Source organism: Arthrobacter sorbitolis, assembly GCF_054510995.1.
This window is the reverse complement of record NZ_JBTNDM010000013.1, coordinates 54,444-66,613: the sequence shown is the minus strand read 5'-3', so window position 1 is coordinate 66,613 and position 12,170 is coordinate 54,444. Positions and strand designations below refer to the sequence as shown.

Annotated in this window: 14 protein-coding genes; 4 read left to right on the top strand and 10 right to left on the bottom strand. The window is 71.9% G+C overall.

Going from position 1 to position 12,170, the window contains the following annotated elements; all coding sequences use genetic code 11:
• Positions 1-52: 52 nt before the first annotated feature.
• Positions 53-523 carry an NUDIX hydrolase gene (locus ACX80K_RS16135; protein WP_459272906.1) on the bottom strand — a complete coding sequence of 157 codons (471 nt, stop codon included), beginning with the start codon at positions 521-523 and terminating at the stop codon, positions 53-55.
• A gap of 5 nt (positions 524-528) precedes the next feature.
• Positions 529-1,035: a prepilin peptidase gene (locus ACX80K_RS16130; RefSeq protein WP_459272905.1), complete on the bottom strand. Its 507-nt coding sequence runs from the start codon at positions 1,033-1,035 to the stop codon at positions 529-531.
• A 59-nt stretch (positions 1,036-1,094) separates the two neighbouring features.
• Between ACX80K_RS16130 and ACX80K_RS16125 the strand changes: the two genes are divergently transcribed.
• The gene (locus ACX80K_RS16125; RefSeq protein WP_459272904.1) at positions 1,095-1,859 is read left to right on the top strand and encodes a hypothetical protein; all 765 of its coding nucleotides are present in this window, start codon (positions 1,095-1,097) and stop codon (positions 1,857-1,859) included.
• A gap of 33 nt (positions 1,860-1,892) precedes the next feature.
• On the opposite strand, the gene ACX80K_RS16120 is transcribed toward ACX80K_RS16125, so the two are convergent.
• A complete protein-coding gene (locus ACX80K_RS16120) occupies positions 1,893-3,221 on the bottom strand; it encodes a PhoH family protein (RefSeq protein WP_459272903.1) in 1,329 nt (442 codons plus the stop codon).
• Between the two features lie 212 nt (positions 3,222-3,433).
• Complete coding sequence (locus ACX80K_RS16115) at positions 3,434-4,195, bottom strand: isoprenyl transferase (RefSeq protein WP_104180130.1); 762 nt, start codon at positions 4,193-4,195, stop codon at positions 3,434-3,436.
• 320 nt (positions 4,196-4,515) lie between these two features.
• On the opposite strand from ACX80K_RS16115, the gene trhA reads away from it, so the two are divergent.
• Positions 4,516-5,157 carry a PAQR family membrane homeostasis protein TrhA gene (gene trhA / locus ACX80K_RS16110; protein WP_459272913.1) on the top strand — a complete coding sequence of 214 codons (642 nt, stop codon included), beginning with the start codon at positions 4,516-4,518 and terminating at the stop codon, positions 5,155-5,157.
• Positions 5,158-5,198: 41 nt separating this feature from the next.
• Here trhA and ACX80K_RS16105 read toward each other — a convergent pair whose 3' ends face one another.
• Complete coding sequence (locus tag ACX80K_RS16105) at positions 5,199-5,540, bottom strand: hypothetical protein (protein WP_459272902.1); 342 nt, start codon at positions 5,538-5,540, stop codon at positions 5,199-5,201.
• Between the two features lie 83 nt (positions 5,541-5,623).
• Complete coding sequence (mca, locus tag ACX80K_RS16100) at positions 5,624-6,559, bottom strand: mycothiol conjugate amidase Mca (RefSeq protein WP_459272901.1); 936 nt, start codon at positions 6,557-6,559, stop codon at positions 5,624-5,626.
• A 104-nt stretch (positions 6,560-6,663) separates the two neighbouring features.
• Between mca and ACX80K_RS16095 the strand changes: the two genes are divergently transcribed.
• The gene (locus ACX80K_RS16095) at positions 6,664-7,095 is read left to right on the top strand and encodes a DUF4307 domain-containing protein (protein WP_459272900.1); all 432 of its coding nucleotides are present in this window, start codon (positions 6,664-6,666) and stop codon (positions 7,093-7,095) included.
• 203 nt (positions 7,096-7,298) lie between these two features.
• Complete coding sequence (gene greA / locus ACX80K_RS16090) at positions 7,299-7,790, top strand: transcription elongation factor GreA (RefSeq protein ID WP_104180134.1); 492 nt, start codon at positions 7,299-7,301, stop codon at positions 7,788-7,790.
• Positions 7,791-7,808: 18 nt separating this feature from the next.
• Here greA and ACX80K_RS16085 read toward each other — a convergent pair whose 3' ends face one another.
• From ACX80K_RS16085 to ACX80K_RS16070, 4 genes are read right to left on the bottom strand one after another with little or no spacing between them, the layout of a single operon-like run.
• Positions 7,809-8,405: a rhomboid family intramembrane serine protease gene (locus tag ACX80K_RS16085; protein WP_459272899.1), complete on the bottom strand. Its 597-nt coding sequence runs from the start codon at positions 8,403-8,405 to the stop codon at positions 7,809-7,811.
• Between the two features lie 2 nt (positions 8,406-8,407).
• Positions 8,408-9,697, bottom strand: coding sequence for a threonine ammonia-lyase (ilvA, locus tag ACX80K_RS16080; RefSeq protein ID WP_459272912.1), 1,290 nt, complete (start codon positions 9,695-9,697; stop codon positions 8,408-8,410).
• Between the two features lie 41 nt (positions 9,698-9,738).
• The gene (locus tag ACX80K_RS16075) at positions 9,739-11,091 is read right to left on the bottom strand and encodes an AI-2E family transporter (RefSeq protein ID WP_459272898.1); all 1,353 of its coding nucleotides are present in this window, start codon (positions 11,089-11,091) and stop codon (positions 9,739-9,741) included.
• Between the two features lie 34 nt (positions 11,092-11,125).
• On the bottom strand, positions 11,126-12,040 hold the full coding sequence (locus ACX80K_RS16070) for an aldose 1-epimerase family protein (protein WP_459272897.1): 915 nt from the start codon (positions 12,038-12,040) through the stop codon (positions 11,126-11,128).
• Positions 12,041-12,170 lie beyond the last annotated feature (130 nt).

Below are 12,170 nucleotides of genomic sequence, written 5' to 3'. Positions count from 1 at the left end.
CCCCAGCGGAAACCCCCTACCCACCCTCCCACGCCTTTCTGGCCCGGCGGCGTCAGGAGGCGAAGCGGGCCACGCCGTCAAATCCGACGGCCTGCCGCACGAGGGCGAGGTGCCGCGGTCGAAGGTCCGGGAGCGCGTCCAGCGGGAACCAGCGGACGTCGAGGGACTCGTCGTCGTTGACCCGGGCCGTCCCGCTGACCCACCGGCACCGGAAGTCGAGCGTGAGGAAGGTGCACACGTCGCCGTTGGGGAAGGTGATCGGACCGTCGACCCCGGTCGCGAGCAGGTACTCGACCTCGACGACGACGCCCGTCTCCTCCTCGACCTCGCGGCGCAGCGCGACGGCGGGCTGCTCGCCCGGATCGACCATGCCGGTGATGATCGCCCAGCGGCCGTTGTCCGCGCGCTGTCCGAGCAGGACACGCCCGTCGCCGTCGAGGACGACGCCCCCGACGCCGGGCAGCCAGAGGGGGTCATGGCCGATCTTGCGGCGCAGGTCGACGACGAATTCGGGGGTGGGCACGCTCCTCAGGCTAGTACAGCGAGCGCGAGCGCGGCTCCGAGGACGAGGAACGGCCCGAACGCCACGGACGAGGCGGGCGTGGCCCGGCCTGCCAGGACGAGCACCAGGCTCCAGAGGCCGCCGAGCACGACGGCGAAGAACGGCCCCCACCACAGGGCGGTGCCTCCCGCGAAGCCCAGGTAGAGGCCCAGAAGTCCCGCGAGCTTGACGTCGCCGAAGCCCAGCCCGCGCCGGGACAGCAGATGCAGGGCGCCGAACCCGAGCCAGAGCACGGCCGCCCCGGCGAGCATCCCGAGGATCCGGTGCCACTCGCCGGCGACCCCGGCCGCGAGCCCGAGCAGGAGGGCGGCCGCGGGGTAGGCCGGCAGGACGATCCGGTCCGGGAGGCGGTGCGAGCGCCAGTCGAGGACGCTCAACTGCCCGCCGACCAGGGCGAAGCCGAGCAGCGCGGCCGCGAGCAGGGCGAACGCGAGGGGCTCCTGCACCAGGTAGTCGGCGAGCACGGCGGTCACGCCCCCCACGCTACGCGAGGGCCCTGACCGCCCGGCGGGGCGCCGGTTACACTGTGGAAATGTCGGGCCAGCGCAGCACCAGTTCCGCGTCCACGCCGGAGGAGACGTTCCGCTCGCTCTGCCGCTCCTCCCCCTGGCGCTGGGAGACCCTGAGGTTCACCATCGCGTGGCGGACGCCGGCGGCGCAGGGCCTCGATACGGCCCCGCCGCTCAGGGCCTGGCTCCGCCGACCGGCAGCGCTCCGGGTCGAGGCCGCGGACGGCACGCTGCTGCATTCGACGACGGGCAACGAGCAGTCCCGCGATGCGCTCTACGTGAGCGCCACCCGCAAGTCGTGGCTCGTCGCCCCCCGCCTCGTCACCCCCGTCTACGACGGCGCGGGTCTCGTGCGCCGCCGGCCGGAGGCCGCCTACGGCGAGGCGGTGTTCGGCGATCCCCGGTGGTCCTCCATGCTGGACCCGGTGGAACTGGCCGGCAACGCGCCGGTGGCCATGGTGTACCCGGGGGCGAACCGCGTGGAGGTCGAGGACCTCGCGGAGGAGACGTTCGCGGGCCGTCCCGTCCTCGCGGCCACCGTCACCCCGAACGCCTCCTACGAACCCGCCGCCCCCGGCCGCCCGCTCGTCGGGGGCCGGAGCCGCGTGCTCCTCGACGTCGGCACCGCGGTCTGCGTGTCCACCACGGCCCTCGACGGGCCCGCGCGGGGCGCCGGCCACGACCTCGCCATCCTCGGCGTCGACGAGTACCTGACCGACGACTACTTCCGTGCGGCTCCCCCGGAGCTGAGCGACGTGAGCCGGCACGTCCCCTGGATCGTCGGCTAGCACGCGGGCCGGGCGGCCCGCGCGCCGTCCGGCCTAGGCGTCCGCCTCCTCCAGCAGTTCGGTGACGAGGGCGGCGATGGGCGAGCGTTCCGAGCGCGTCAGCGTGACGTGGCCGAACAGCGGGTGGCCCTTGAGGATCTCGACGACGGCCGCGATGCCGTCGTGCCGGCCCACCCGGAGGTTGTCGCGCTGGGCGACGTCGTGGGTGAGGACGATCTTCGAGTTCTGGCCGATGCGGCTCATGACCGTCAGCAGCACGTTCTTCTCCAGCGACTGCGCCTCGTCGACGATCACGAACGAATCGTGCAGGCTGCGGCCCCGGATATGGGTGAGGGGCAGCACCTCGAGCATGCCCCGGTCCAGGACCTCCTCGACGACCTCGGGCGAGACGAGCGCGCCGAGCGTGTCGAAGACGGCCTGCGCCCACGGGTTCATCTTGTCGTTCTCGCTCCCGGGCAGGTAGCCGAGCTCCTGGCCGCCCACCGCGTAGAGGGGCCGGAAGACGACCACCTTGCGGTGCTCGCGGCGTTCCAGGACCGCCTCGAGGCCCGCGCACAGGGCCAGGGCGGACTTGCCCGTGCCGGCGCGCCCGCCGAGGGAGACGATCCCCACCTCGGGATCCATCAGCAGGTCGATCGCCAGGCGCTGCTCCGCCGACCTGCCGTGCAGGCCGAAGACGTCACGGTCACCGCGGACCAGCCGGATGTGCTTGTCGGCGCCGACCCGGCCGAGGGCGGATCCGCGCGGCGAGAGGAGGATGACACCCGTGTTCACGGGCTGCTCGGCGGCACCCGCCGTCAGGATCGCCTCGTGGTCGTACAGCGCGTTGACCTCCTCGACCGTGGCGTCGAGTTCGGCCACGCCCGTCCAGCCCGAGTCCTTCACAAACTCGTTGCGGTACTCGTCGGCCTGCAGGCCCATGGCCGAGGCCTTGACGCGCATCGGCAGGTCCTTGGAGACCACCGTGACGTCCCGCCCGCCGACCGCGAGGTTCTTGGCGACGGCGAGGACCCGGGAGTCGTTGTCGCCGCTGCGGAACCCGACGGGCAGCACCTCGGGGGAGACGTGATTCAGTTCCACGCGCAGCGTCCCGCCCTCCTCCCCGAGCGGGACGTCGGTGTCGAGCCCGCCGTTCTCCACCCTGAGGTCGTCCAGCAGCCGCAGGGCCTTCCGTGCGAAGTAGCCGAGTTCCGGGTCGTGCCGCTTCCCCTCGAGTTCGGTGATGACGACGAGGGGGAGGATCACCTCGTGTTCGGCGAACCGCAGGATGGCGCGGGGATCGGACAGGAGCACCGAGGTGTCGATGACGTAGCTGCGGCGCCGGTCGGCGGCGTCCTGGTGGGAGGTGCTGGTTGTAGCCACGTGAACTCCGCTCCGGGGTGGGTGCACCCCGAGTTCGTAGGGGGTGGGCGTTCCGGCCGTGAGGCCGGGCGGCCTCCCCGACTCGTACGAGGTGCCTCGCACCATCGGCGGCCTTCCGTCGGCGGATCCTGCGTCCGTCGATGGGTAGACCCTACGCCGTCGGTCCGCGGAGTGCGGTGCTCCTCATCGTGTCGCGCATGAAGGGCGGGCACTCACGACCCGAAGCGGCGCTGCCTGCGGCCGTAGTCGCGCAGCGCGCGGAGGAAGTCGACGCGGCGGAAATCGGGCCACAGCGCCTCGCAGAAGTAGAACTCGCTGTAGGCGCTCTGCCACATGAGGAAACCGGACAGCCGCTGCTCCCCGGAGGTGCGGATGACGAGGTCCGGGTCCTGCTGCCCGCGGGTGTAGAGGAAGGAGGAGATGTGCTGGTCCGTCAGCTCCTCGGCGAGGGTCTCGAGGGACATCCCCCGGCCCGCCGCGTCCCGCATCAGTTCCTTGACGGCGTCGACGATCTCCCGCCGCCCCCCGTACCCCACCGCCACGTTGACGTGGAGGCCGTCGATCTTCTCCGTGGACGCCGCGAGGTCCTTCAGCTTCTCGCCCAGGTCGTCGGGCAGGAGGTCGAGGGCGCCGACGGGCTGGACCCTCACGCGGTTGCTCTCCCCGAGGCGGTCCAGGGTGTTGGCGATGATGTCCAGGAGCTGGTCGATCTCCTCCTGGGGCCGGCCCATGTTGTCCGTGGACAGCATGTACAGGGTGACGACGTCGACGCCGAGCTCCTCGCACCAGCCGAGGAACTCGTGGATCTTGTCGGCACCCGCCTGGTGCCCGTGGCTCGTGGGTGCGCCCGCGAGCTTCGCCCACCGCCGGTTCCCGTCGACCATGACGCCGATGTGGTGCGGGATGCGCTCGGGCGCGAGGTTCCGCTGCAGCCTGCGCTCGTAGAAGCTGTAGCCGACTCCGGGGAACTTCAAGCTCACGCCCGGCTGCCCTCCCCTGGTTTCCGCTCCGGCCCGGGCCGGAGGCGCTCTCGACCCGGGACGCCTGCGCCCCGGGTGCCTTGTCCTACCGTATTCCTACCGTACCGGCTGCTGCCCGGCAAAGGCCCCGATGCACGTCGGGGCGATCCTCGGACCCGTCGTCGCGACAGGTGGCGGGCAGGGGCGTCGGCTAGAATTCCGGCATGACCCCGCGCTATCCGGCTCCCTCCCCGGGCCCTTCGGATCCCGCCGGCAGCCGCGACAGCACGTTCCAGGACGCCGTGTCCTCGGTGGCCGGACCGCTCGCGGATGCGATGGCGGCCAAGCCGCTCTGGCGGGGGTGGATCCACGCCGTCGCAACGCCCCTGGCCGTCGCGGCGGGCATCGTCCTCGTCGCCCTGGCACCGACCACGGGACTCCGCGTCGCGTCGGCCATCTACGCCTTCACGGGCGTGCTGCTCTTCGGCGTGAGCGCGGTGTACCACAGGGGCAACTGGAGCCCGGGCGTGAAGGTCGTCCTCAAGCGCCTGGACCACACCAACATCATGCTCGTGATCGCCGGGTCCTACACGCCGCTCGCCTGGGCGCTCCTGGACCGGGGGAAGGCGGAGACCCTGCTGTGGATCATCTGGGGCGGCGCCGTCGCCGGCGTCCTCTTCCGGAACCTGTGGGTCGACGCGCCGCGCTGGCTGTACGTGCCGATCTACGTGGCGCTGGGCCTCGGCTCCGTGTTCTACATGCCGGACTTCTTCGCGGCCAGCGTGCCCGCCGCGACGCTGATCTGCGTGGGCGGCGTGCTGTACATCGCCGGTGCCGTGTTCTACGGGATCAAGAAGCCCAACTTCTCACCGCGCGTGTTCGGTTTCCACGAACTCTTCCACGCCTTCACGGTGGCTGCCTTCGCGGCGCACTTCGTCGCGATCATGCTCGCCGTCCTGCACCCCGCCCGGACCTAGCGCCGCGGATCCGGCGTGCCGCACCCGGCCCGGCTCCGCGCTCAGCGGTTGTCCGGGCCGTGCTTCCCGCCCGGCAGGGGACGCCCGCCGTCGTCGATGCCGCCCCTGCCCGGCGACGGGCGCTGCCCGGCGTCGTCCGCTCCTGCCGGCGGGAGGCCGTCGGCCGCACGCTGCGTGCGTGCCTGCTCCACCTCGGCGGTGTACCGGACGCGCCGGATGCGCTTGACCATGTCGCGGATCAGGAAGATGACCAGCACCACGACGAAGAGGGTCGCCAGGAAGCCCAGCGTCCCCGGCGTGACCGACGAGGGGTCGAGGCCCGGTTTGAGCGTCGGATCGCCCGACGGCGTCACCGTCGCGGCCAGGCTGAGGTCAAGGAACACGCAGGCACCACTTTCGAAGCTCGCGGCAGGTCACGGTTGCCCGCCGACCACAATTCTACGCGGGATAGAAATGCCCGGCGGACCTAGGGCCCGGGCGTGATGCCGGCGAAGAAGTCGTCCTCCGGCACCGAGGAGTCGGCGCGGGAGTCCACGCGCGAGGTGATGAGGGAGTAGTCCTCCCACGGCCACACCTGCTGTTGCAGTTCCACCGACACGGCGAAGAAGAACCCTTCCGGGTCCACCTGCGTGCGGTGCGCCAGCAACGCCCGCTCACGGTGCCCGAAGAAGTCGCCGCAGCGGATCTGCGTGGTGGTGGCATGCACGGGAGCTGGAGGCTGGTGGCCCTCCGCGTCCGCCTCGAACCACTGCGCGATGCGCTCCGCGTAGGGCGACGGCAGGCCGGCCTCCTCGAGGGCGACGTGCAGGGCGCGGAAGCGCTCCGGGTTGAAGGCCCGGTCGTAGTACAGCTTGGAGGCGCTCCAGGCCTCCCCCGTGCCCGGGTAGCGCACCGGATCGGCCGCTGCCTCGAACGCCTCGACCGCGACGCGGTGCGCCATGATGTGGTCCGGGTGCGGGTAGCCCCCGTTCTCGTCGTAGCTGACGATCACGTGGGGGCGGAACTCGCGCACCAGCTTCACGAGGGGCGCCGCCGCCCGCTCGAGGGGCTGGAGCGCGAAGCAGCCGAAGGGCAGGTCCGGGAGCGGGTCGCCCTCGGGCAGGCCCGAGTCGGTGAAGCCCAGCCACCGCTGCTGCACGCCGAGCTCGGCGACGGCGCGGGCCATCTCGACCCGGCGGAGGCCCGACAGGTCCCGTTTGGCGTGGGCGTCGTCGGCCATCGCCGCGTTGAGGACGTCCCCGCGCTCGCCGCCGGTGCAGGTCGCGACCAGGACCTCGGCGCCCGCTGCGACATAGCCGGCCATCGTGGCCGCACCCTTGCTCGACTCGTCGTCCGGGTGGGCATGGACTGCGAGGAGGCGGAAACCCGCACTGGACGCGCGGGGAAGATCCTGGCTTGGCAACACGTGCTCCTGGCTCTGCGGGACGGCGGCCTCGAGGGGCCGGCGGCGCGGACGGGGAAAGCTGACAGTAAGGCTGGCAGAAAAGCTGACGGTAAAATGGGACGGTGAGCTCCGCCCATACGCCCTCAAGAGTAGCCAATCGCTACGGGACCCCAAAGCCCGGGAAGCGGATGGGCCGTGCGCGGATGCTGGTCGTCGCGGTGCTCCTCGCCGCCGTGGCGGCGGTCGCCTCCGTGGCCCTGACCTCCGGCAGCCCGGACGTCTCGTCGAAGGACGTCGGTTTCTCCCTCCTGTCGGACGGCCGCGCGAGCGTGGACTTCGAGGTGACGAAGGACCGCTCCGTCACGGCGCAGTGCGCCGTGCAGGTGCTCAGCGAGAACTACGCCGTGGTCGGCTGGACGGTCGTCACCATCGGCCCGAACAGCGCCGAGGACGGCGTGAACGACGGTTCGACGACGGCGCACCGCACCGACGTCCGCACCGACTCCCCCGGCGTCTCGGGCGGCGTCAACGCGTGCTGGATCGCCGAGGACTGACCGCCTCCCCCGGAGGCTCTCTTGGGTTCTGGCCCCGGCCCCTCTAGACTGGGGGGATACACAGCGCCCCGCTTCACCGGCGTACCGGTCTCCCGGTCCCACGAGGCGGGGTGTTTGCTTGCCGCCGGTGGTGTCTCAGCCCCCGTCCGCTCGCCCACAAGCCCCTCCGTCCGCGGTGGCGGCCGTACCGAAGGAGTAGTCCCGTGTCCACTAACAGCGCCCCTGTCGCCTGGCTCACGCAGGAGTCCTACGACCGACTCAAGACCGAGCTCGAGCACCTCTCCGGTCCCGGCCGTACGGAGATCGTCGCCCGCATCGAGCAGGCCCGTTCCGAGGGTGACCTCAAGGAGAACGGCGGCTACCACGCCGCGAAGGAGGAGCAGGGGAAGGCCGAGGCCCGGATCCGGCAGCTCACCCACCTCCTCGAGAACGCGCACGTCGGCGAGGCCGCACCGGACGACGGCGTCGTCGAGCCGGGCAAGATGGTGTCCGCGAAGATCGCCGGCGACGTCGAGAACTTCCTGCTCGGCAGCCGCGAGGTGGCCGGTGACGCGAACGTCGACGTGTACAGCGAGAAGTCCCCCCTCGGTGCAGCGATCCAGGGCAAGAAGGCGGGCGACGTCGTCACCTACTCCGCCCCCAACGGCAAGCAGATCACCGTCGAGATCCTCTCGGCCACCCCGTACGTGAGCTGACGGCGTCCTCCCGCCCGGCTAGACGCGGTCCGCCCCTCCGGGGGCGGGCCGCTTCCGTTTGAGCAGGTGGGCGGCCAGGACGCCGCCGAGCGCCCCGAAGAGGTGGGCCTGCCAGGAGATGCCCGAACCGAGTTGCGGCAGGATCCCCCACAGGAGGGACCCGTAGACGGCGAACAGGACGACGGCGAGGAGGATCTGCCTCCAGTCGCGGTTGTAGAACCCGCGGGTGATCAGGTAGGCGAAGAGGCCGAACACCACCCCGGAGGCGCCGATCGTGAGCCCGCCGCCGAGGAGCCAGGTCCCCAGGCCGGACGCGAGCCAGCTGGTGCCGACGGCCACCACGAAGCGCCGCGCGCCCTCGAGGAACGCGAGGAAGCCCAGGACGAGCAGGGGCAGGCTGTTGCCGGCGAGGTGCTCCACGCCTCCGTGGAGGAGCGGCGCGAACAGCACGCCGTCCAGCCCGTCGAGGCGGCGGGGTGCGATCCCGAGGGTCCGCACGAGGAGGTCCCCCAGCAGCAGGTTCAGCACGAACACCGCCCACATCACGGCCACGAGGCCGCCCACGGTGACGAGGCCCGCCTGGGCCCTGTGCGCGAGCGGCGTCACGGGTGACATCCTCAGCCCCTGATGACGACCGGCTGGAAGCCCTCGGCGCGCAGGTTGCTGAGGACCTGCTCGCAGTGCTCGTCGCCCTTGGTCTCCATGTTGATGGTGATCGCGACGTCGCCCATGCTGATGGACCCTCCCACGCGCGTGTGGTCGACGCCGGTCACGTTGGCGTCGGACTCGGCGATGATCCGCGAGATGGTCGCGAGCGAGCCCGGCCGGTCGTCGAGCAGCATGCGGACCACGAGGAAGCGGCCGGCCGCGGCGAGTCCGCGCTGGATGACCTTCAGCATGAGCATCGGGTCGATGTTGCCGCCCGAGAGCACGACCACGGTGTTGCCGGGCTGCGCCCCGTTCTCCGTCAATTTCCCGTCGAGCAGGGCCGCGACGCCCACGGCGCCGGCCGGTTCCACCACCATCTTCGAACGTTCCAGGAGGAAGATGAGCGCGCGGGCGAGGGAGTCCTCGCTGACGGTCACGACGTCGTCGACGAGTTCGCGGATGATCGAGAACGGCAGCTGGCCGGGGCGTCCGACGGCGATGCCGTCCGCGATGGTGGAGACCTTCGTCAGGGGTACGAGGGCGTCGGCGGCCAGGGACGGCGGGTAGGCGGCGGCGTTCTCCGCCTGGACCCCGATGATGCGGATGGTGCGCCCGAGTTCCTTGGCGCGTGCCTTGACCGCGACGGCCACGCCGGCGAGGAGGCCGCCTCCACCCACGCCCATGAGGATCGTGTCGACGTCGGGCACCTGCTCGAGGATCTCGAGGCCGAGCGTCCCCTGGCCGGCGACGACGTCCACGTTGTCGAACGGGTGGACGAACACCGCGCCGGTCTCGTCGGCGTACTTCCGGGCCTCGGCGAGCGCCTCGTCCACGTTGTGGCCGTGGAGCACCACCTCGGCGCCGTGGCCGCGCGTGGCCGCGAGCTTCGGCAGGGCCACGCCGAGGGGCATGTAGATGCGGGCCGCGATGCCGAGGCGGGCCGCGGCGACGGCGACGCCCTGCGCGTGGTTCCCGGCGGACGCGGCGACCACGCCGCGGGCGCGCTCGGCTTCGCTGAGCTTCGCCATGCGGTTGTACGCGCCGCGGACCTTGAAGGACCCGGCGCGCTGCAGGTTCTCGCACTTGAAGGACACGGGTGAGCCGGTGAGGCGGCCGAGGGCCCGCGACTGCTCGATCGGGGTGCGGGCGATCACGCCCTCGAGGGTCCGGTGGGCGGCCTCGATGTCGGCGAGGGTCACGGGGAGGGGGGCGCCGTCCGGGAAGTCGGGCGCCGGCGGCGTGCTCGGGTCCGGCGTCACGCTCGCGCTCGGGGTGGAAGGGGTCACGACGGTCTGCTCGGTCACTGGGAGGTCTCTCTGTGGAGGGCTGGCGCCGACGCGGCGGCGGGAGGTCCCGGGGTGCTGGCCGGCGACGCGGAGTCCTGCTCCGCCGTCGCCGGCCCGCTAATGACCCTCGTTCCGGGCCAGCCCTCCCGCGCCACGACCGGGTCGTACTCCCACGCCCGCTGCGCGATGTAGCGCACGGAGGTGTTGAGGACCGCGAGGAGCGGGACCGAGAAGAGCGCACCCGGGATCCCGGCGAGCAGTGTCCCGCCCGCGACCGCGAGGACGACCGCGAGGGGGTGGAGGGCGACGGCCGGTCCCATGATGAGCGGCTGGAGGATGTGCCCCTCCACCTGCTGGACCACGAGGACGATCGCGAGCATCACGAGGGCATTGACCCACCCGTTGGCGACGAGCGCCAGCAGGACGGCCACGGAGCCCGTGGCGAGGGCCCCGACGATGGGGATGAAGGATCCGAGGAACACGAGCACGCCGAGCGGCAGCGCGAGCGGCACACCGATGATGGCCGCCCCGACGCCGATCCCGACGGCGTCGACGGCGGCGACGAGCATCTGCACCCGGACGTAGCTGGCCATGGACGTCCAGCCGCGCCGCCCCGCGCCGTCGACCGCCGCGCGTGCCCGGGGCGGGGTGAGGCCCACGAGGAAGCGCCAGATGCGGCCGCCGTCGAGGAGGAAGAAGATCAGGGCGAACACCGTGAGGAGGGTGCCGGCGGCCACGTGACCGGCCGTCGTGCCGAAGGAGAGCGCCCCGCTGAGGATCGAGGCACTGTTGTTCTGCACGGCGTTGCCGATGTCCCTGAGGTACTGGTCGATCTGCGACGTCGTGAGCTGCAGGGGACCCTGCGACAGCCAGTCCAGCACCTTCTGCACACCGTCCTGCGCCTCACCTCCGAGGCTGGTCACCCCGAGGGCGAGCTGACGGCCGACGAGCAGCAGCGCCCCCGTGATGACGCCGAAGAAGCCCACGAGCGTGATTGCGACGGCGAGCCCGTTGGGGACCTTCCGGCGCCGCAGGGCCTTCGTGAGCGGCATGAGCAGCGCGGCCACCAGGCCGGCGATCATGAGCGGGATGACGAGGAGGGAGATACGGCTCAGCAGGTAGATCAGCACACCGCTGATGGCGAGGACGAGCCCCAGCCGCCAGGACCAGGACGCGGCGATCCGCAGGGCGAGGGGGACGTCCGAGCGGTCCTCCGTGGCGTCCCCGCGCCCGGCTGCGCCGCCGGTGCCGCCCGGCGGACGCAGGCCGACGGGGTGCGGGGGCAGCGGTTCGGGCAGGGCGGCGGCGCCGCGGCTCACGACGCGCTGGATGGCGCGCTGAGGTTTCGCTCCGGGGAGACGCTGCATGGGCCAATCTTTCCATAGAAGGCCCGGGCGCCCGCTATCCGAGACGGGGCAGGATGCCCCACCTCGCCGAGAAGGAAGCACCCGGCGCCAGCCACTGCAGGCCCTCCCCCGAGTTGAAGGCATCGGCGGGGGCCGTCATCGGCTCGATCGCCACGGCCCTGCTGACCCCGGGGTAGATCGTGCTGATGTACACGTGGGCGTACGCGAACGCCGCGTCGGCCCAGAGGGTCACCCGGCGGCCGTCCGGCGCCGAGAGCACGTGCTCGTGGCGGCCGTCCACGAGGGCGAGGCCCGTGAAGGCGGAGTCGAACCGGATGTCGCCGATCCTCCGGCCGTCCCGCAGGTCGTGCTGCCCCGAGACGGCGGCCCGGCCGGTCGGGATCGACCGGTCGTCCGCCTCGAACACCTCGTCCGCCAGGAGGGTCAGGGTCAGCTCCTCGGTGGGGACGTCGGAGATCTTCAGGTAGGGGTGCGCGCCGAGCGCGAAGGGCGCGGGATCCGCCGAGAGGTTCGAGAGCTCCTGGGTCACGGTGAGCTGCTTCTCCGTGAGCTCGTACGTCGCCCGGTGCACCAGGTGGAAGGGATACCCGTGCTGCGGGAAGATCTCGGCATCGAGGACCACGCGGGAGTCCCCGATCGCCACGGCCCGGTAGCCGGTGTTCCGGAGGAGCCCGTGGATCGCGTTGCCCTTCGACGGCTCCGTGATGTCGAGGCGCTGCTCCTCGCCGTGCAGCGTCCAGCGCCCGTCGGCCACCCGGTTGGGCCAGGGGGCGAGCAGGATGCCGCCGCCGCCCGCGGGGATGTCGGCGTCGCCCCAGGTCTCGGTCAGCTCGACGCCGCCGTACTCGTAGGACCTCAGGGCGGCCGCGAGGCTCGCCACGACGGCGGTCGCGGAGCCGGCCCTCAGCGTGTAGTTGGTGCCGCTTGCCGGTCGGGTCTCCGAAGTCATGCTGCGATGCTACCGCCGGCCGGGAACCCGCCATCCAGGGCCCGACGGATGGCGCCGAGGCATATGATAGGTTTTGTTCGTTTTGGTGCGGACTCGTTCGAATACTCCGGCCATCCGCTGACAGGAGGAC

Coding starts and splice junctions, on each gene's coding strand:
- ACX80K_RS16125 (WP_459272904.1), top strand. CDS start 1,095: ATGTCGGGCCAGCGCAGCACCAGTTCCGCGTCCACGCCGGAGGAGACG.
- trhA (WP_459272913.1), top strand. CDS start 4,516: ATGGCGGCCAAGCCGCTCTGGCGGGGGTGGATCCACGCCGTCGCAACG.
- ACX80K_RS16085 (WP_459272899.1), bottom strand. CDS start 8,405: ATGTCACCCGTGACGCCGCTCGCGCACAGGGCCCAGGCGGGCCTCGTC.
- ACX80K_RS16075 (WP_459272898.1), bottom strand. CDS start 11,091: ATGCAGCGTCTCCCCGGAGCGAAACCTCAGCGCGCCATCCAGCGCGTC.
- ACX80K_RS16070 (WP_459272897.1), bottom strand. CDS start 12,040: ATGACTTCGGAGACCCGACCGGCAAGCGGCACCAACTACACGCTGAGG.